General features: G+C 68.7%; 15 protein-coding genes and 3 pseudogenes. 3 read left to right on the plus strand and 15 right to left on the minus strand.

What is annotated here, in order from left to right; translation table 11 throughout:
* Positions 1 to 908: pseudogene (locus tag V2B31_RS10325) on the plus strand (cysteine--tRNA ligase); the annotation flags it as partial.
* A 71-nt stretch (positions 909 to 979) separates the two neighbouring features.
* Positions 980 to 3,838 carry a CHAT domain-containing protein gene (locus V2B31_RS10330; protein WP_328278151.1) on the plus strand — a complete coding sequence of 953 codons (2,859 nt, stop codon included), beginning with the start codon at positions 980 to 982 and terminating at the stop codon, positions 3,836 to 3,838.
* Between the two features lie 27 nt (positions 3,839 to 3,865).
* Here V2B31_RS10330 and V2B31_RS10335 read toward each other — a convergent pair whose 3' ends face one another.
* The 3 genes from V2B31_RS10335 to V2B31_RS10345 all read right to left on the minus strand — a co-directional run bounded on the left by V2B31_RS10335 (position 3,866) and on the right by V2B31_RS10345 (position 8,927).
* On the minus strand, positions 3,866 to 5,734 hold the full coding sequence (locus V2B31_RS10335) for an ABC-F family ATP-binding cassette domain-containing protein (RefSeq protein ID WP_328278153.1): 1,869 nt from the start codon (positions 5,732 to 5,734) through the stop codon (positions 3,866 to 3,868).
* Positions 5,735 to 5,981: 247 nt separating this feature from the next.
* Positions 5,982 to 6,959, minus strand: a complete 978-nt coding sequence (locus tag V2B31_RS10340; RefSeq protein ID WP_328278155.1) for a fatty acid desaturase family protein — start codon at positions 6,957 to 6,959, stop codon at positions 5,982 to 5,984.
* A gap of 75 nt (positions 6,960 to 7,034) precedes the next feature.
* A complete protein-coding gene (locus V2B31_RS10345) occupies positions 7,035 to 8,927 on the minus strand; it encodes a potassium transporter Kup (RefSeq protein WP_328278157.1) in 1,893 nt (630 codons plus the stop codon).
* A 275-nt stretch (positions 8,928 to 9,202) separates the two neighbouring features.
* On the opposite strand from V2B31_RS10345, the gene V2B31_RS10350 reads away from it, so the two are divergent.
* Positions 9,203 to 9,451, plus strand: coding sequence for a hypothetical protein (locus V2B31_RS10350; RefSeq protein WP_328278159.1), 249 nt, complete (start codon positions 9,203 to 9,205; stop codon positions 9,449 to 9,451).
* 3 nt (positions 9,452 to 9,454) lie between these two features.
* Here the strand turns inward: V2B31_RS10350 and V2B31_RS10355 are convergent, their stop codons facing one another.
* The 12 genes and pseudogenes from V2B31_RS10355 to V2B31_RS10410 all read right to left on the minus strand — a co-directional run.
* A complete protein-coding gene (locus V2B31_RS10355; protein ID WP_328278161.1) occupies positions 9,455 to 10,201 on the minus strand; it encodes a prepilin peptidase in 747 nt (248 codons plus the stop codon).
* Positions 10,198 to 10,920, minus strand: coding sequence for a type II secretion system protein N (gene gspN / locus V2B31_RS10360; RefSeq protein ID WP_328278163.1), 723 nt, complete (start codon positions 10,918 to 10,920; stop codon positions 10,198 to 10,200). Before gspN ends, V2B31_RS10355 begins: the two co-directional genes overlap by 4 nt.
* Positions 10,917 to 11,405 carry a type II secretion system protein M gene (locus V2B31_RS10365; RefSeq protein WP_328278164.1) on the minus strand — a complete coding sequence of 163 codons (489 nt, stop codon included), beginning with the start codon at positions 11,403 to 11,405 and terminating at the stop codon, positions 10,917 to 10,919. The genes gspN and V2B31_RS10365 overlap by 4 nt, the downstream gene beginning before the upstream one ends.
* A complete protein-coding gene (gene gspL / locus V2B31_RS10370; RefSeq protein ID WP_328278166.1) occupies positions 11,402 to 12,520 on the minus strand; it encodes a type II secretion system protein GspL in 1,119 nt (372 codons plus the stop codon). The genes V2B31_RS10365 and gspL overlap by 4 nt, the downstream gene beginning before the upstream one ends.
* Positions 12,517 to 13,506 carry a type II secretion system minor pseudopilin GspK gene (gene gspK, locus V2B31_RS10375; RefSeq protein ID WP_328278168.1) on the minus strand — a complete coding sequence of 330 codons (990 nt, stop codon included), beginning with the start codon at positions 13,504 to 13,506 and terminating at the stop codon, positions 12,517 to 12,519. The genes gspL and gspK overlap by 4 nt, the downstream gene beginning before the upstream one ends.
* Positions 13,499 to 14,278 (minus strand): type II secretion system minor pseudopilin GspJ, encoded by a 780-nt coding sequence (gspJ, locus tag V2B31_RS10380; RefSeq protein WP_328278170.1) that lies wholly within the window; start codon positions 14,276 to 14,278, stop codon positions 13,499 to 13,501. The genes gspK and gspJ overlap by 8 nt, the downstream gene beginning before the upstream one ends.
* Positions 14,275 to 14,622, minus strand: a pseudogene (gene gspI / locus V2B31_RS10385) (type II secretion system minor pseudopilin GspI); the annotation flags it as partial. The pseudogene gspI and the gene gspJ, both read right to left, overlap by 4 nt.
* Before the next feature lie 112 nt (positions 14,623 to 14,734).
* Positions 14,735 to 15,262 (minus strand): GspH/FimT family pseudopilin, encoded by a 528-nt coding sequence (locus tag V2B31_RS10390; RefSeq protein ID WP_328278172.1) that lies wholly within the window; start codon positions 15,260 to 15,262, stop codon positions 14,735 to 14,737.
* 55 nt (positions 15,263 to 15,317) lie between these two features.
* Positions 15,318 to 15,746, minus strand: coding sequence for a type II secretion system major pseudopilin GspG (gspG, locus tag V2B31_RS10395; protein WP_328278174.1), 429 nt, complete (start codon positions 15,744 to 15,746; stop codon positions 15,318 to 15,320).
* 157 nt (positions 15,747 to 15,903) lie between these two features.
* Positions 15,904 to 17,121 (minus strand): type II secretion system inner membrane protein GspF, encoded by a 1,218-nt coding sequence (gspF, locus tag V2B31_RS10400; RefSeq protein WP_328278176.1) that lies wholly within the window; start codon positions 17,119 to 17,121, stop codon positions 15,904 to 15,906.
* Positions 17,114 to 18,658, minus strand: coding sequence for a type II secretion system ATPase GspE (gene gspE / locus V2B31_RS10405; protein WP_328278178.1), 1,545 nt, complete (start codon positions 18,656 to 18,658; stop codon positions 17,114 to 17,116). Before gspE ends, gspF begins: the two co-directional genes overlap by 8 nt.
* 118 nt (positions 18,659 to 18,776) lie before the next feature.
* A pseudogene (locus V2B31_RS10410) lies at positions 18,777 to 19,439 on the minus strand (type II secretion system secretin GspD); the annotation flags it as partial.

Here is a 19,439-nt window from a genome sequence, read left to right on the forward strand (position 1 = left end):
CGGGCGAGCAGCGCCAGATGGAATGGGACAGCCCCTGGGGCAAGGGCGCGCCGGGGTGGCATCTGGAATGTTCGGTCATGTCGCAGGCGCGGCTCGGCCAGCCGTTCGACATTCATACCGGCGGCATCGACCATCGCGAGATTCATCATCCCAACGAGATCGCGCAGAATCAGGCGTTTCATGCCTGCTGTGGTGGGGGCGTCGGCGCGACGATGGCGGGCTTTACCGGCGCGCGCTGGTGGATGCACAACAACTTCCTCGTCGATCGGCAGGGGAAAATGTCGAAGTCGAAGGGCGGGTTCACCACGCTCTTCACGCTGATCGACGCGGGCGTGCACCCCCTCGCCTATCGACTGCTGTGCCTGGGCGCGCATTATCGCAGCGAATTGGAGTTCAGCGCGGAGAATCTCGCGGCGGCGCTGACGCGGCTCAAGCGGCTGGTTATGGGGGTCGAGGGGCTGAAAGCGCGGGCCGAGGGGGTGACGTGGCAGTCGCCCCGGCTCGACTATCTGCGCGCCAACCTGCACCCCAGGCTGGTTCCGCTGCTAGAGCAATTCGACGCGGCGATCAGCGACGATCTAATGACGCCGCGCGCGTTGCCGTTGCTGGAGGAGGTCATCGGCATCAAGAAGGTGCCGGTGGACGAGAAGCTGTGCCTGATCGCGGCGTTCGACCAGGCGCTGGGGCTGAACCTGATGACCCTCACCCGCGCCGATTTGCGGCTGACGCCAAAGGATGCGGCGATCACGCCCGACGAGATCGAGGTGGAACTGGAGCGGCGCGCGGCGGCGCGGGCGGACAGGGATTTCGCGCTGTCGGACGAGATACGCGACGCCCTGATCGCGCGCGGCGTGGAGGTGATGGACGGCGATCCGCTTCGCTGGGACTGGCGGCTGGCGCTGGGCTGATCGGCAAGCGGCTTGACCTGCATCAACACCGGACCCAAGAGGGAGCCGGGTCGAGTTGATGTGGGGGCGGGATGCGACTTTCCACGGCCATTTCGGCTGTCATTCTGGCATTCATGGTGTCGCCATTGCTGGCCGCGCCGTCCGGCTTTTCGCCCGACGATCCCCGCCATGCCCGGCTGCGCGCGCTGAGGGACGCCGCGACGGCTTTGTTCGACAGCGACGATTATGCGCTGTCCATGTCGCAGAAGACGCGGGACGCCTGGACGCGGCTGCACGATGCGGCGATCCGGGTGAAAGTGGGCGGGCGACCGCATCCGCTTGCCGGAATCGCGCTCATCAACCTGTCGTCGATGGACCAGATTGACGGGCGCAATCCCGACGCGCTGACCCATGCGAGCGCGGGGCTGGCGCTGCTGGAACCGTTCGCCGACGCCTATCCGATCGGGTGGATGCAGGGGCTCTCGATCAAGGGCTATGTCCAGACCGCGCTGGGCGACGTGGCGGGCGGCGCAGCGACGCTGGCGCAGGCAAGCGCCTATATGGACGGATACATCGCGCGCACGCCGGCCGAGAAGCTGGACAAGGACGCGCATATGCTGCGGTCCAACATCGCCTTCTCGCACGCGCAGGCGCTGTCCCGGCTGGGCCGCAATGCCGAGGCGGTGGTGGCGCAGAAGGCGAGCATGGAGGCGCGGATCGCGGCCGTCGGACCGGACAGCGCGGACGCCATCGGCGCCTATTACACCTATTCGCAGATGCTGATGCGCGCCGATCATGACGCGGAGGCGGAGCGCTATGCCCGGATCGCGGTCGACAAGGCGACCGACCATGTCGACCGGAAGCATCCGAGCTATGCCCGCGCGCTGGAGCAACTGGGCCTGCTGCTGTCGCGCACCGGGCGGCGGATCGAGAGCCTGGACTATCTGCAACGATCGATCGCGATCAAGCGCGAGACGGTGGGCACGGACAGCCTCTATTTCCAGTTCGGCCTGCAGAATCTGGGATCGGTGCTGATGCCGCTGGAGCGGTACGCCGATGCAGAGCCGCTGTTTCTGGAGGCCGAGCGCGGCTTTCGCAAACAGGAGGGCGACAACAGCCCTCAGAGCGCGCGGGCTTTGGCCTATGCGGGGGCGGCGGCTCTGGCGGAGGGGCGGCGAGGCGAGGCGATCGATCGACTGACGACCGCGCTGGCGCGGGTGCGCGCGGGGTCGGACAAGGACCGCGACATGGGCCAGCGTGTCTATCCCTATCTGATCCCGGCGCTGATCGTGGCGGGGCGGCGGGAGGAGGCACGGACGGCAGCGGCCGATTTTGCCGCGCAGACGCGCGATCTGGACAATGCCCCGCCCTTGCCGCTTGCGCTCGCCGCGACGCTTTCGGCTTGGGCCGGAGACGATCGGGCAGCGACGGGGGAGAGCGCGCGGCGGCTGGTCGGGGTGTTGCGCGACGGCGCGACGATGAACGACAATGGCGAACTGACCGAGGATCAGCGGGCGGGGCTTGACCTGGCGCTGGCGGTGGCGGCGCAGACGCAGGACGGCGCCCTGGCGCTCGACGCGATGGCGGTGCTGGCGGGATCGCGGATCGCGCAGGCCAACCGGCTGGTGGCGCAGCGGCTAGTGGAAGACCCGGCGCTGGCGGCGCGGGTGCGGGGCTTGCAGGACAAGGTCAAGGCGCTGGGCGCGGCGGACAGCCGGTTGCTGAAAGCGCTGGCGACCGACAGCGGCATCGCCGACGCGCGGGCGGCGCGCGCGGCGCTGGCGGCGGCGGTGGAGGCGGAGCGCGCCGGCATTGCCCGCGACTATCCCCGCTGGGTGGAGGCGCAGGGCGGCGAACGGCCGGACCTCAAGCGGCTGCGCGCGGGCCTTGCCAAGGACGAGGCGCTGCTGGCGGTGATGCCGGCGTTCGACGGCGTGTATCTGCTGGCGGTGGGCGCGGGCGGCGTCAGGGTCGAGCGGGCGGCGATGGACCGTGCGGCGCTGGTGGCGCTGGTCGGGCGGCTGCGCGGGTCGTTGAGCCCGGCCGGTTTCGACCGGGCGGCGGCGGAGACGCTCTATGCTCAGATTTTCACGCCGGGGGTGCGAGCGACCTTGAGCAAGGCGCAGGTGCTGCGGATCGTGCCGACGGGGGCGTTCGCCTCGCTGCCCTTCGCCATGCTGCCGCAACGGCCGATCGCGGCGGGCCGGCCCGACTGGTTGGTGCAGCGCTTTGCCGTCGAGGTGCAGCCGGGCTTCGGCGAGAGCGCGGCGCGACCGGTGCGGGTGGCCGCGCGGACGCAGACGTTCCTGGGTGTGGGCGCGCCGCAGGGCTATGCAAGCGCCGAGGCTGTTCCTGCTGTTCCCCGATTCCGCAGCGGCGCGAGCGCCTTGGCCGCGCTGCCGCCGCTGCCGGGATCGCTGGCGGAGTTGCAGGCGGTGGCGAAGCGCTATGGCCCGCGCCATGCGACCTTGATGATCGGCGCGGAGGCGAGCGAGGCGGCGCTGCAAAACCGGGATCTGTCAGCTTATGGCGTCATCCTGTTCGCCACGCATGGGCTGGTGAGCGGCGAGATGGAGGGGGTGAGCGAGCCGGCGCTGGTGCTCGGCGATGGCCTGCTCACCGCGTCGGAAGTGGCGGCGATGCGGATCGGGGCGGACTGGGTGATCTTGTCGGCGTGCAATACGGCGGCGGGGGATCATGCGCAGGCGCCTGCTTATTCGGGGCTGGCGCAGGCGTTCCGCTACGCCGGGGCGGGATCGCTGCTGGTGTCGCACTGGCCGGTGCGGGACGATGCCGGGGCGTTCGTCACGCTGGAGACGGTGAAGGGGGCGCGGCGCGGCCTGCCGAGGGCGGTCGCGCTCCAGCGGGCGATGCTGAAGCTGATGCGATCCGACCGGCCCGATGCGGCGCAGCCCTATATCTGGGCGCCGTTCATCCTGATGGAGCGCTGAAAACCTCCGTTCGCTTCGAGCGGATGGTTATGCCTCTTCCAGCGCGGCGCTCGCCTCCATCCAGACCTGCTCGGCGGCTTCGAGCTTCTTCTCGATCTCGGCGCGTTTGACCATCAGCTGGCTGGTGGTCATCTTCGCCTCGGCACCCGTCGCGGCCTTGGGATCGAACAGCGCCTGGTCGATGCGGCTGCGTTCGCTGGACAGGGCAGTCATCTCGCGCTCGGCCTTGTTGAGCGCGTTTTTCAGGGTCTTCTGCTTTTCGCGCCATTCGGCGGCGGCGCGCTTGTCGGCCTTGCGGTCGACCTTCGGCGCGTCGCCCCCTCCTCCGTTTCCGTCGGCCTTGCGCAGGATGATGTCGGTATAATCGTCCAGCGATCCGTCGAAGGGCTGGGCCGTGCCATTGTCCACCAGCACGAGGCGGTCGGCGACAAGTTCGATCATGTGGCGGTCGTGGCTGACGATCACCACCGCGCCTGAATAGTCGTTGAGCGCCTGGACCAGCGCCTCGCGGCTGTCGACGTCGAGGTGGTTGGTCGGTTCGTCGAGGATGAGGAGGTGCGGCGCGTCGCGGGTGATGAGGGCGAGCGCCAGGCGGGCGCGCTCGCCGCCCGACATGGAGCCGACCTTCTGCGTCGCGCGCTCGCCCGAAAAGCCGAAGCGGCCGAGTTGCGCGCGCACCGCGCCCGGCGTCGCGCCCTTCATGACGCGGGTCATATGTTCCAGCGGCGTGTCGGTGACGTCGAGTTCCTCCACCTGATATTGGGTGAAATAGCCGACATTCATCTTCGGACTGGCGTTCATCTGCCCTTCCATGGGCTTCAACTGCGCCGCGATGAGGCGGGCGAGCGTGGTCTTGCCGTTGCCGTTGCGGCCGAGCAGCGCCAGCCGGTCGTCGGGGTCGATCCGCAGGTTGATGCGCTTCAAAATCGGCGTGTCGGTATAGCCGACCGAGGCCATGTCCATGGTGATGAGCGGCGGGCGGAGTTCGGCGGGGCTGGGGAAGCCGAAATGCAGCGTCGGGTCTTCGATCGCCGCGGCGATCGGCTGCATCTTCGCCAGCGCTTTCGCACGGGACTGGGCCTGCTTGGCGGTCGAGGCGCGGGCGGAGTTGCGGGCGACATAGTCCTGGAGCTTCTCGCGCTCGGCCTGCTGCTTGGCGCGGGCGGCCTCCTGCTGGGCGAGGCGCTCGGCCCGCTGCCGCTCGAAGGCGTCATAGCCGCCCGGATAGAGCGTCACCTTCCCGCCTTCGAGGTGGAGGATGTAATCGACCACATTGTTGAGCAGGTCGCGTTCGTGGCTGATGACGACCACGGTGCCGCGATAGGCCTTGAGGAAATTTTCGAGCCAGAGCGTCGCTTCGAGGTCGAGATGGTTCGAGGGCTCGTCGAGCAGCAGCAGGTCGGGGTTGGAGAAGAGAAGCGCGGCGAGCGCCACGCGCATCTTCCAGCCGCCCGAATAGCTGTCGAGCGGGCGGCCCTGCATTTCCTCGTCAAAGCCCAAGCCGACGAGGATGCGGGCAGCGCGGGCGGGCGCGGTATAGGCGTCGATCGCGGTCAGCCGCTCATAGATATGGCCGAGGCGGTCGGGATCTTCGGTATGCTCGGCCTCCGCCATCAGCGCGGCGCGTTCCTTGTCGGCTTCGAGCACGGTCTCGAAGGGGGTGGCGGTGCCCGAGGGGGCTTCCTGCGCGATATAGCCGAGGCGGGTGTCGCGCGGCATGTCGCAACTGCCTTCGTCGGGATCGAGCTGGCCGATCATCACCTTCATGAGGGTCGATTTGCCCGCGCCGTTGCGGCCGATGAGGCCGACGCGGCTGCGCGGCGGGAGCGAAGCGGCGGCGCGATCGAGGATGGTGCGGCCGCCCAGGCGCACGGTGATGGCGTTCAAATTGAGCATGGGGCGGGCCTGTAGCAGAGGCGCAGCGCGCGGTGAAGGCGCTGGCGCGGCGTTTTGCAAGGCGCGATGCGGCTGCGAAGTATACAGCGTGGCAGGCGTCGGCCATCTGCGGCGGACGCATGGGTGGCGTGGATTTCGCAATAGGAGAATTTTTGCGAAATGCGGTGCGGCGCGAAGGGGCGCTTGAGGCAGACGGTGGGAAAGAGCCGGCGGGCGCTATAGCATTGCCGGCGGGGTGTAGGACAGATCAGGCGGCGGCGGGCGGCGGCATGAGTTCGCGGACGACGCCGCGATAGCCATAAGTGATATGGGCGTGGGCGGCATAGTCCGGGTCGGTCATCAGGTGCCGGTGGAGGTGGCGCAGATTATGCCAGGGCACCGAGGGGAACAGATGATGTTCCAGATGATAGCCGACATTGAGCGGGCCGATGAAGAAGCGATCGACCAGGGTCGGGATCACGGTGCGGGTGCCGTTCAGTTCACGCTCGTCGGGGACGCCGACATGCTCGGCCATCGCCCGTATCCGGTTGAAGATATTGGCCCAGATGAATTGGGGGATCAGGAACAGCCCCAATATCTGCCAGCGCCAGGGCGAGGCGAGGACGAGGCCATAGACCAAGACCGCCCAGACGACATAGCGCAGCCTGAGCGACAGGCGGTAGTCGAAGCCGAAACGGCGCGGATTGTGGAAATTGGCGAGGGGCGACCAGACCCGGCCGGCACGGGCCACGCGGTAGAAGTTGAGGCCGAAGAGGCTGCGCAGCAGCAGCCGGATCATCTGCCGGCCGGACTTCGGAAAATGCTGATCGGGGTCTTTGCGCTGGACGCGATAATCATAGTCGCGCGCGGTGTTCGTATGACGGTGATGGACCAGATGGGCGACGCGGTAGAGGTCGATGCTCATGCCCAGCGGATAGGCGACGAAGATGTCCCCGATCAGGTCGTTGACGCGGCGGTTGCTGAAGAGGAGGCCATGGCAAGCCTCGTGCATCAAAACGGCGATGCACTGGATGCGCGATCCGATGACGATCCCGGCGATGAGATAGACCGCCAAGCTGTCGAGCCGGATCGCGATGACCGTCGCGGCGATCATCACGATCCACTGGAAGGCGAGGATGAGCGCGTTGCGGCGATCGTCTATCGCCGACAAGCGGCGCGCGAGCGCGACGCTGGCGTTGCGGGAATAGCGATAGCCGGGCGGGCGATCCTGCGCGATGTCATTCATGGAAGGCCGGTCCCCGCTGCCCGCGTGACGATCCGGCCGAGGCTATGGAGGCGGCGGGCGGACGTCAAGCGGACCTTAAATCTCGATCTGGGAGCCCAATTCCACGATGCGATTGGTCGGCAGGCGGAAGAATTGCATCGGGCTTTCGGCGTTGCGGATCATCCAGGCAAAGAGCTTTTCGCGCCAGATCGCCATGCCGGGACGGTCGGAGGGGATGAGCGTCTGGCGGCTGAGGAAATAGGTGGTGTCCATCACGCCGATCGGCCCGCCGCAGTCCTGCACCGCCTTCATCGCGGCGGGAATGTCGACATCCTCCATGAAGCCGTGGCGCAGGCGCAGGCGATAGAAGCCCTCGCCGCAATCCCATGCCTCGACCCGGCCATCGGGCGGGAGTTGGGGCACGGATTCGGTCACGACGGTCAGGATGATGACGCGCTGGTGCAATATCTTGTTATGCTTGACATTGTGGAGCAGCGACGGGGGCACGCCGTCGCTGCTGGAGGACAGGAAAATGGCGGTGCCCGGCACGCGCTTGATGGAGCCCGTGGTCGAGCGGATGAAGAGATCGAGGTCCATCGCCCCGACCGCCAGATAGCGGCGCATCAGCTTGCGCCCGGTCGACCAGGTGGTGAGCAGGACGAAGACGATCAGCGCGACCAGCAGCGGAAACCAGCCGCCGTCGGGGATTTTGGTTGCGTTGGACAGGAAATAAGCGCCGTCGATCACCAGGAAAAGCCCGGTGACGCCGCCCGCGAGCAGCGGGTGCCAGCGCCAGACGCTGAAGGTGAGGACGCCCAGCATACAGGCGGTGATGACCATCGTGCCGGTGACGGCGATGCCATAGGCGGCGGCGAGGTCGCTCGACGTGCCGAAGCCGATCACCAGCAGGATGACGAGGATCAGCAGCATCCAGTTGATGAGCGGGACGTAGATCTGCCCCGCCGCCGACGCGCTGGTGTGGAGGATGCGCAGGCGCGGGAGGAAGCCCAGTTGCACCGCCTGGCGCGTGACCGAGAAGGCGCCGGAGATCACCGCCTGGCTGGCGATGATCGTCGCGAGCGTGGCGAGGATGACGAGCGGCAGCCGCGCCCATTCCGGCGCCAGCAGGAAGAAGGGGTTCTGCGCCGCGGAAGGATCGTCCAGCAGCAGAGCGCCCTGCCCCATATAGTTGAGCAGCAGGCAGGGGAAGGCGGCGTAGAGCCAGGCGATGCTGATCGCTTTCCGCCCGAAATGGCCCATATCGGCATAGAGCGCCTCCGCCCCCGTCACCGCCAGCACGACCGAGCCGAGCGCGAGGAAGGCGAGCCGGGGATCAAGCGCGAAGAAATGGACGGCCCAGAGCGGATTGACGATGCCGATAATTTCGGGGTGGCGCAGCAGGTTGAGGATGCCGAGCACCGCCAGCGTCACGAAATAGACCGCCATGACCGGGCCGAACAGAATGCCGACCCGGTCGGTGCCATGTTTCTGGATGAGGAACAGGCCGATCAGGATGGCGATGGCGATCGGCAGCACGAGGTCGGCGAACGACGCCTCCACCACCGCGAGGCCCTCGACCGCCGAGAGGACCGAGATGGCCGGCGTGATGATCGCGTCGCCGTAGAAGAGGGCGGTCGCGACGACGCCCAGCATCGTCACCAGCGGAGTCCAGCGCCCCGGCTTCATCGTGCGCGAGATGAGCGCGAGCAGCGCCATGCTGCCCCCTTCGCCGTCATTGTCGGCGCGCATGACGATGAACACATACTTGACCGTGACGATCAGCGTCATCGTCCAGAAGATGAGCGAGAGGACGCCGTAGATATGCGGCTGATCGACGGCGAGCGGATGATGGCCGACGAAGCTCTCCTTGAGCGCATAGAGCGGCGAGGTGCCGATGTCGCCGAAGACGACGCCCAATGCGCCGAGCGTGAGCGCCGGCAAGCGGCCATGGGCGTGCGAATCGGCCTGGGCCGGGGCGGCGTTGGTCATGAACGTCCCTGTTCCTGTGTCGGCAGCAGCCATGGCATGGAATCCCATGCGATTGCCATGTGGGAAAAGGGGGCACGGCGTAGGATTGGCGTATGATTCTACGCAAATGCTATGCGGCGGCGCGCCCGACGATCTCGAAAGCCTATGCGCCGGCGAATAAAAACAAGGCGTGTCGATAGAGACGTCGTGTTCCCCGGCCTGCGCCGGGGAACGAACTGGTGGGTCGGATCAATGAGTTTTGGGGCGATTGAAGCACCTTCCAGGGGAGGCACGCCATGATGGCATGGCATGATGGGTGGCTTGCGGACGCGGCGCTGCGGATCGGCGGGCTCGTGCTGCTGGGGCTGGTGGTGCCGGGCGGACGATGGGACGGGGCGCTGGTTCGCGCTGGCGATGTCCTGGCCTATCCGGTGAGCGCGCTGCTGTTCGTGGGCGCGAGCGCTGGAGTTGCCTTGTTGCTGTGGGGCGGGCGGCTGTGGGCGCCGGTCACGCTGTCGGCGCGGTGGGAAAGCCGGGGCGACTGAGCGCTACGGATAGAGGAGATGCGACGCTGCGAGACCGCCCGGCACGGCGGCGAGGGCGAGGAAGGTGCCGAGCGGGACGCGGGCGGTGGCGCTGCGGGCACGGCCGAGGGCGAGCATGACGGCGAGGCCGAGCAACGCGGCGAGGAGCAGGATGAAGGGGAGAGCCTGCCAGCCGAACCAGGCGCCGAGCGCGCCGAGCAGCTTGGCGTCGCCCAGGCCCAGCCCCTCGCGGCCCCGGATGGCCTTGTAGCCGATTGCAATGCCGAGAAGCGCGCCATAGCCCGCCGCCGCGCCGACGATGCGATCGGTGAGCGCCGCTTCGCCCGACCAGAGACCGATGGTGAGGCCGAGAAAGGCGAGCGGCAGGGTAAGCGCGTCGGGAAGCCAGTAATGCCGCCAGTCGAGGATGGCGAGGGTGAGCAGCAGCCAGCCGAGCAGCGCCCAGCCGATGCCGGCGAGGTCAGGCGAAAGGCCGAGCGCGGCCCCGCCGATCAGCGCGCAGCCCGCCTCCACCCCGCCATGCAGCGGGTCGATCCCCGCGCCGCAGGTGCGGCAGCGGTAGCGGCTGGCGAGCGCGCTCAGCATGGGCACGAGATCGCGCGCTCCGAGCGTCCGGCCGCAGCCGTCGCAGGCGGAGCGGCCACGCAGCACGCTGCGCCCCTGCGGCCAGCGCAGGATGAGGGTCGCAAGGAAGCTGCCGAGGATCGCGCCGGCGAGCGCGCCGAGGATCACCCCGACCGGATCGATCACAAATTGCCTTCAATCTTCAGCAGTTGGGCGTTGCCGACGCCGGCGAAGCCCGCCTGCCCCAGCGCGGCGGCGAGCGCGGGATCGGCGGTCTCGACGCGCATCTCGGCGGTGTAGCGGCCGGAGCGCCAGATGCGCAGGGTGATTTTTTCGAGGCCCGACTGGCTGACCAGAGGCAATAGCAGCGCGTCGCCATCGCAGGCCGCCGCGCCGACGAGGCCCTGGGTCAGGTTCAGGCCGGGGAACTGTCCGGCCATGCGGGCGCGCACCCGCCCTTCGGCATGGCCGCAGCGGTCGCCGGCGAAATAGCCGCTGACATCCTCGAAGATCAGGCTGCCGACGGGGAGCGGCGCGAAGCTGCGGCCGAGCGGGATCGCGCCGGTCACATCGTCGATGCCGATGCGACCGAAGCCGACGGTCAGCGCGCCTTCGATATCGTCGGGCAATCCCTTTTTCCGCGCGATGTCGAACCGAGCGCGGCCGGTGAGCAGGGCAAAGGGCGAGAGGCCGGCGCGCACGGTGCCGAGCGGCATGTTGCCGAGCATCAAATGGTCGATGCGCCCGCTCCAGACGGTGCCGCGCACTTCGCGGGCCGATGCGCCGAGCCGCTCCAGCCCGGAGAGACCGAGCGCGACGCGCATCGGCAGGAAGGCGATGAGCCCGAGCAGCAAAGCGGCCAAGAGGAGGAGGCGCATCCGGCGCGAGAGGGTAAGGCCCATCATGGCGCGTCTCCGCGCACCAGCACCGCCTGCACCGAAATGCTGCCCGACGTGGGCGACGGGCGCGCGCTCATGGTTTCGACACGGACGCCCTGCGCCTCCAGCGCGGCGAGCCAGGAAAAGAGCGCGACAGGGCGGACCGAGGCGATGGCGATCTCCATGCGATTGTCCCCCTGCGCCTGCGCGCGTTCGAGGGTGAGGCCGGCTTCGCCCGCGCCCTGGCTGACGGCCTGATCGAGCGGAGCGGCGGGGCCGGTGGTGACAGGGGCGCGGGGAAGCTGCTTCAACTGGCGCACGGCGGCGCGGATGGCGGCGTTGCGGTCGGTCGCGGCGCGCAGATCGTCGCGTGCGCTGCGCTGCGCCCGGTCGAGCGGCAGGGCGACCCCGAACCAGAGGAAGGTCGCGGCGAGCAGGGCCGTCATCACGCCCAGCATTCCCTGCTCGCGGGGCGAGCGTTCCGCCCAGAGGCTGGCAATCCGTTCCATCATGGGCGCACCGTTATGTCGGCCAGGGTCCGTCCGCCGGGATCCTGCGACGGGGTGGCGGTGATGGTAAAGCCCGCCGCCTGAAGGCCAAGCAGCACGGCGTTGATGTCGTCCGCTTTCGCCGCCGCGAGCGTCGCGCGGACCATGCCGTCGGGATCGCGCGTGAGGCTAGTCAGCGCAACGCCAGGCGCGTCCTGCATCGCGGCGAGCAGGGCGGCGACAGGCGCGGTGAAGGCGCGCGCGCCCGCGCCGCGCTGGGCAAGCTGCGCTTCGAGCGCGATCTGGGCCTGGGCGGGGTCGCTGGCACCGGACAGGACTTGCTGCGCCAAGGCGAGGCTTTGCGCGTCGAGGCGGCTTGCCTCTACGCGCTGTTTGACGATGCCGATGAGGGCGATCAGCAGCGCGATGAGGAGGATGAGGCCGCTCCAGAGCGCGATGCGGCGGAGCAGCGTCTTGTCGGGCGCACGGCGCACGCGCTTGGCGAAGTCGCCGACGCGCAGGTCGAGCGGCGGCGCGTCGAGCGCGGCGATGGCGCGGCCTTCGATAGTGCCGGCGGACACATCGGCGATGGTGGCGTCGCCGATGAGCGCGGGCAACGCCATGTCGGCGGGGAGCGCCATGTCGACGCCGCGCAGTACCGTTTCCCCGCCCACGGGGCCGCGCGTGAAGCCGGCGTCAGGCTCGGGCAGCAGCAGGGCGGCGGGCACGATGAGGTCGGGATCAAGCCCATGATGCTGCGCCCGGAGCAGCCAATGCTGCATGTCGGCGCGGGCGGCGAGCGCGACGATATGCGGCCGGGCGGGATCGTCATTGGCGTCGGTCGCGGCGAACAGCTGGTCGGCGGGCAGGATGCCGCCCGCGAGCGCGGCGAGGCGTGCCGCCGCCCTGCCCTGGCGCGGCGGCAGGTCGGGGTGAGCGATCCAGTGCAGTGCGACCCGCGCGGCGGGCGCGACGAGCATCACCCGCGTCTGGGCAGGCAGCGCGGCAATGCCGCAGGCGGCGAGCCAGTTCGCCCCCTCCCCCGCCTGCACCGGCGCGCCGTCGATCACGCGCATCCAGCGCGGGGCAGCGTCGTCCGCTTCGGGCAGGAAGAGGATCAGGGCGTCGCGCCTGCTCATGCGCCCGCGCCCCAGCTGCGCCGCACGAGCCTGGCCGGGCTTTCGCGCGCGTCGATCAGCGCCCGTTCGACCAGCTGCGTCTGCCCCACATTCACCGAAACGCTCACTCCGAAAAATCCGGTCGTCATCTTGACCTGCTCGGCCACTTCCGACGCCGGGGACAAGCCCGCCAGCGACGGGGCGGTCCAGAACATATTGACGCTGCCGTAGCCGTCCGCCGGGCGCTGCGCCAGATATTGCCGCGCCTGTCCGACGCTCAATTGCCCCGGCAGCAGCATCGCGAAAAGCGGCGCCTGATCCGGCAGCAGCGTATTGATGTTGATCGGCGACAAATCCGTGACCGGCAGCGCGCAGACCCAGGGGCGGGCAAGATCGTAGATGGCGGGAGTGACGCCGGCGACCGCGCGCAGTTCGCTCGGGTCCACCATCAGCCGGTTGGCGGCGCGATAGGGGCGCTGCGCCTGGGCATAGGTCTCGTCCTCCGCGCCGCCGGGCTGGGGCACGGAGTCGCTGTCGATCCAGTCGGCAAGGCCGGCGGCGGCGGACTGGGCCTGCCGCGCGTCGATTCCAAGGGCTTCGAGCAGCGCCTGGAACTGGGCGACGCCGACGGGGCGGGCGCGCAGCGCCGCCTCGCTCTCGCCAGCGACGACGCTGTTGAGGTTGAAGCAGTTGCCGCCGTCTATGACCTGCACCGTCGCAAGGCCGCCGGGGACGGGGATGCTCTGCGGCGTGCCGAGCCAGTTGCCGGCGAGGGTGATCTTGGCGGGGCTGGCGGCGGTCATGTCGCCGATCCGCAGCCGGGCGATGGCGAGGCCGGCGTCGGCAAAGGCGCGCGCCTGATCGGCCGCGCCGCCATTGCCGGTCATCCGGGTCGCGAGCGCCACCCGTTCGAGCGCGGTCGAGGCGACCACCGCCATGACCGCGACGAGCAGCAGCACGGTGAGGAGCGCGACGCCCCGTTCCTGCGGATTGCGGGTATCAGGCACCGGGAGCGCCCTCCTGCTTCTCAGGTGGGCCGGGCGCGACGAGGAAGGCCATGGTGACGGGCGGCTCGCCGGTGCGGGCGATGGTGAGTTCGACCGCGCGGGGCAGGAGATCGGGCTGGGTCGGGGTCCAGTCGTCGCGCCAGTCCCCTTGCGCGTCGCGGAAGCGCAGCGTGACGCTCTCCACATTCTCCAGCAGAGCGGCGGGATCGTCGCCGGCCGCGCCGTCGAGTTGGGCATAGGTGCGGCGTTCGAGCCGGCCCTGGCGGACCCAATATTCGACCTTTTGCAGCGAGGGACGCGGCAGATCGCCGAGATTGTCCCAGCCGCCGCGCACGAATTGGAGGACGGGCTGCCCCTCCCCTTCGCTATGCGACCAGAAAGCGGGCGCGAGCGTGCCGGCCTCCGTGCGGGTGATGCGGGGGACGGCCTGGCCGAGGTCGCCGGCGAGCGCACCGGCCGCGCGCTGGACAGCGGCCATGTCGTCGAGCCGCGCCTTGACCTGCGCCTGCGCCGAGACGCCGTTGCCCAGCAGCAGGACGCCGGCGGCGGCGAGCATGGCGAAGATCATTAGCGCGACGAGCAGTTCGATGAGGGTGAAGCCGCGCGCATCTCCAGATGCGCGCGCCCCGGCGTAGGCCGGGGCCAATTCCGGCCAGCGTTGCGTGGGGGAATCTGGACCCCGGCTTTCGCCGGGGAACAGCACATCGGGGGGCGAATTGTACAGCGAGTTGTACAGTTGTTTAGCGGTTTCAAGAGACAGGGTCGGCTTCATTCGACCACCCGCACGAAGCTGAGCACGGCGGGCGATGCGCCGGGCTGGCCCTCGACGCTGAGATCGACCTGGAGCAGGCGGCGGTCGTCGCTGGGCTTGACCGTGCGGCGCCAGTGCCAGCGGCGGCCGCCATTGTCGATGTTGCCCTCCGCCGCACCGATTGCGGGCGGGGCAGGATCGGTCTGGAGTTCGACCATGAGGTTGCGGGCGACGATCTGGCCCATCGCCTTGCTGTCGAGATCGGCGGCGGTGCGCAGCGTCACGCCCTGAAGCCGGACCAGCGCGAGCGCGGCGAGGCTGAACACCGCAAGGGCGACGAGCATTTCGAGGAGCGTGAAGCCGCGCGCATCGCCAGATGCGCGCGCCCCGGCGGCGGCCGGGGCCCAGGGGACCGGGCGTTGCGCGTGGGACTCTGGACCCCGGCTTTCGCCGGGGAATAGTATTTCGGGTGTCCAATTAGCCACCGACCACGACCTTTCCGGCCATGTCCACGGTCACGGAGATGCGCTCGCCTTCGCGGGCGAGGGTGACGGTCAGGGGGTCGGTGGGGAGGCCTGTGCCGTCGAACGCGATCTGCTGGCGGCCATCCTTGCCGACGAGCGCGCGGGTGCCGCTTTTCCAGTTGGCGGTGGCGAAGGGTTTCTCGTCCAGCGGGGTCCAGGCGTCGCCGTCGCGGCGCTGGAAGCCGTAGCCGGAGGCCGAGACCCAGAGGCCCATCGGGCGCGCGGTGACGACCGCTTCGTCGCGCGCGGCGGCGACGCGCGCGGCGAAGCGGTCGGCATCCTCCACCACTCGCCCGCGCGGGTCGGGGATGGCGAGGACGACGGCGGCGGAGAGGAAGCCGATGATGGTGAGGACGACCATGAGTTCGAGGAGCGTGAAGCCGCGCGCATCGGCAGATGCGCGCGCTCCGGCGTAGGCCGGGGCCCAGGGGACTGGACGCTGCGCGTGGGACTCTGGACCCCGGCCTTCGCCGGGGAACAAGGGATAGGGCTGCGCGTGACGCCCTGGACCCCGGCTTTCGCCGGGGAACAGGAACTTAAAGAGCGCTGGAGACGATGTCGGCATTCTCATTCTCTCCGCCGGGCTGGCCGTCGGCGCCGAGCGAGCTGATGTCGAAGGCGCCGTTGCGGCCGGGAACGGTGTAGAGATAGGCGCGGCCCCAGGGGTCTTCCGGCAGCTTTTTGATATAGCCGCCGCGGCGGTAGCGCTGCGGCTGGGCAAGGCTGGCGGGGGGGCTGAGCAGCGCCTGGAGACCGTCGGTCGCGGACGGGTAGGTCAGGTTGTCGAGGCGATATTGTTCGAGCGCCTGCTCGATGGTCGAGATGTCGGCCTTCGCCTTTTCGATACGGGCGGTGTCGGTCGCGGGAATGACATTGATCGCGACGATGGTGGCGAGCAGGCCGATGATGACGATGACGACCATGAGTTCGACCAGCGTGAAGCCGTGTTCGGCGGAACGCCTCAAGGGGGTGAAGCCACGCTCGTCAGAGCGTGCTCCGGCGGAGGCCGGAGCCCAGGGTTCCGGGCGCTGCGTGTGAGACTCTGGACCCTTGATGGGAGTCACGTGCCTCCCATCAATTTCGCCGGGGAACAAGGACGAGATCAACTTCATAAACACTCCTTCAAGCCCCGGTGAGGCTTTGCAGCTGCAGGATCGGCAGCAGGATGGACAGGATGATGACGGCGACGATGCCGCCCATCAGGATGATGATGACCGGCTCCAACAGGGCGAGCGCGGTCGAGGTGAAGGCGTCGAACTCGCGCTCCAGATAGTCGGCGGCGCGCTCCAGCATGGTGTCGAGGCGGCCGGCGCTTTCGCCGCTGGCGGCGAGATAGACCAGCAGCGGCGGGAAGACGCCGGCGCGGCGGAGCGCGGCCGACAGGCTGCCGCCGCCCCGGATCGCCTCGACAATGTCGTCCGACGCCTTGCGCAGGACGCGGTTGTGGACGGTGTTGGCGGTGAGCGACAAGCCCTCCATCAGCGGCAGGCGGCTTGCGACCATCGTGGAGAGGGTGCGGGCCATGCGGGCGGCGTGGAGATCGCGGATCAGGCGGCCGAGCAGGGGCAATGACAACATGAAGGCATCGAAACGATAGCGGAACGCTTCGTTCCTGAAGGCGCTCCAGAAGCCGAGGACGGCCGCGACCAGCAGGAGCAGCAGCATCCACCAATAGCCGGCGAGAAAGGCGGAAAGGCCCATGACCATGCGGGTGAGCAAGGGCATTTGCTGGCCGACCGTGTCGAACTGCTCCACCACCTTGGGCACGACGAAGATCATCAGCGCGGCAACGACGCAGACGGCGAACACCGCGAGGACGCTGGGATAGGCGATGGCGGTCAGCACTTTGGAGCGGATCACCGCCTGCCGTTCCATGAGGTCGGAGAGGCGCTCCATGATGGTGGGCAGGCTGCCCGAGCTTTCGCCGGCCGAGATCATGGCGCGATAGAGGGGCGGGAAGCTTTTGGGCTCCGCGCCCAGCGCGTCGGCGAGGCGGCGGCCTTCGAGCACGCCGCCATGGACCTTCGCGACGATGGCGCGGACGTGGAGGCTTTCGCTCTGGCGGCCGATGGTGCGGAGCGATTCCTCCAGCGGGCTGACCTGGATGAGCGTCGACAATTGGCGGGTGAAGAGGGTCAGTTCCTTGGGGCTGAGGCGCGGCGCCCGCAGCGACAGGCCGGCCCTCTTGCGCGCGGTCTGCACCGCGCCGGGTTCGAGCCGGACGATGAACAGCTTGCGCGCGTCGAGTTTCGCGCGGGCATCCTCGATCGTGTCGGCCTTGACCGAACCGCCCTTCTCCCGCCCCACAGGGTCGATCGCGACATAGTCGAAATCAGCCATCGGCGATGGTTTCCACCTCGATCGCGTCGCGGCGGGAGACGCGGATCGCTTCTTCGGCGGTGGTCTGACCGTCACGCACCAGCGCGCGGGCGGCCGAGCCGAGATTGGGCGCGTTCAAGAAAGCGTGGCGCGCGATCAGCGATTCGTCGCCGCCATCGTTGATGAGGCGGCGGATCGTGTCGTCCACGCGGATCGCCTCGAACACGCCGATGCGGCCTTTGTAGCCGGTGCCGTTGCACTCCTCGCAGCCGCGCGCGCGGTAGATGATGGTGCCGGGGTCGAAGCCGAGGAGCGCGCTGGCCGACTTGTCCGCCTGCACCGGCTCGCGGCAGTGCTGGCAGAGGCGGCGGACGAGGCGCTGGGCGATGACGGCGCGCAGGGTGGAGGCGAGCAGGAAGGGTTCGACCCGCATGTCGCGCATCCGGGTGATCGCGCCGACCGCATCGTTGGTGTGGACGGTCGAGAGGACGAGGTGGCCGGTGAGCGACGCCTGCACCGCGATTTCGGCGGTTTCGCGGTCGCGGATTTCGCCGACCATGACGACATCGGGGTCTTGCCGCAGGATCGCGCGCAGGCCGGCGGCGAAGGTCAGGCCGACCTTGGCGTTGACCTGGGTCTGGCCGACGCCCTCGATCGCATATTCGACCGGGTCTTCGACGGTCAGGATGTTGCGCGACCCGTCATTGAGCGTGCGCAGCCCTGCGTAGAGCGTCGTGGTCTTGCCCGATCCGGTCGGGCCGGTGACGAGGATGATGCCATTGGGTTCGCTCAAGGATTCGCGGAAGATGCGGTCCGGCGCACCGGTCATGCCGAGCAGGTCGAGGTTCATGCCCGCATTCTCCTTGTCGAGAATACGCAGCACGACGCGCTCGCCGGCCCGGCTGGGGAGCGTCGAGACGCGCACGTCGAGCAGCTTGCCGCCCAGCGTCAGGCCGATGCGCCCGTCCTGCGGCATGCGGCGTTCGGCGATGTCGAGTCGGGCCATGACCTTGATGCGGCTGACCACCACGGGGGCGACGTGGGGCGGCATCCGCAGCGTTTCGCGCAGCACCCCGTCGATGCGCATCCTGACGATCAGGCCGGTTTCATAGGGTTCGATATGGATGTCGCTGACGCCCTGCCGCGCGGCTTCGGCGATGATGCCGTTGATGAGTCGGATGGCGGGCGCGTCGTCGGCGCTGTCGAGCAGATCGTCGGCGGTGGGGAGGTCGGCGGCGAGAATGTCCAGTTCGTCCGCACCGACCTCCAGCGATCCGGCCATGGCGGCGGCGCTGCCGTCCATGGCGTAATGGTCCGACAGATGCCGGTCGAACTGCGCGGGATCGACGAAGCGGACGTCGAAACTCTTGGCGAGATGGCGGCGGACTTCGAGCAGGACGCGCGGATCGCTGCCTTCGCGCACCGCGATGGTCAGCCGGTCGCCCTCGGCGGGGAGCAGGACGACGCCGTGCTTGCGGGCGAAGGCGTAGGGGATGTCGATGGGGCGTGGGGGGATGGGAAGCGCAATCACGCCAAGATCAGAACCGGGCTTGCTCATAGCACCCTCCGTTCGGGCTGAGCGAAGTCGAAGCCCATGACTGAGCGGAGCGAAGTGGCTTCGCTTCGCTCCGCCGAGCCCTTCGACAGGCTCAGGGCGAGCGGGTGCGTAAAGTGGGTCACTGTTTCCCCCGGCTCGCTGGAATTTCGACCGGGCGCACGACGCCGCTCGACTGGCGCACGGTCGGTTCGATGACTTGCGCGGGCGCCGCCGCCTGCGGCTGCACAACCGCGTCGCCGGGCTGGGGCGTCGTGACGGGCGGGACCGCGCCCATATAGTCGCGCACCAGTTCGTCGATGCTGGGTTCGACGTCGGGATTGCGCTGGAGCTGCATCCCCCGGACATAGCCGTAGCGCTGCTGCGTCAGCTTCTGCGCATCCTCCTTGGAGCGCAGGATGGTCGGGCGGATGAAGACCATGAGGTTGGTCTTGGTCCGGCTTTTCGACCGCGACTTGAACAGTTCGCCGATGCCGGGGATGTCGGACAGGAGCGGGATGCGCTCGATCGTGCGGCGTTCATTGTCGTCGAGCAGGCCGCCCAGCGCCAATATCTCGCCATCGTCCACGGTGACCGTCGTCTCGATCTCGCGCTTGTTGATGATGAGATCGCTATTGTCGTTGCTGACCGGGCCGGCGACGCTCGACACTTCCTGCTTCAGGAACAGCTTGATCGCGCCGCCGGTGTTGATCTGCGGCTTGACCTCCAGCTTGATGCCGACATCCTGCCGCTGGACGGTGCGGAACTGGTTGTCGAAATTCTGGCTCAGCGCCTCGCCGGTGGT

The sequence above is a fragment of the Sphingobium sp. genome, assembly GCF_036170395.1.
GTDB lineage: Bacteria > Pseudomonadota > Alphaproteobacteria > Sphingomonadales > Sphingomonadaceae > Sphingobium.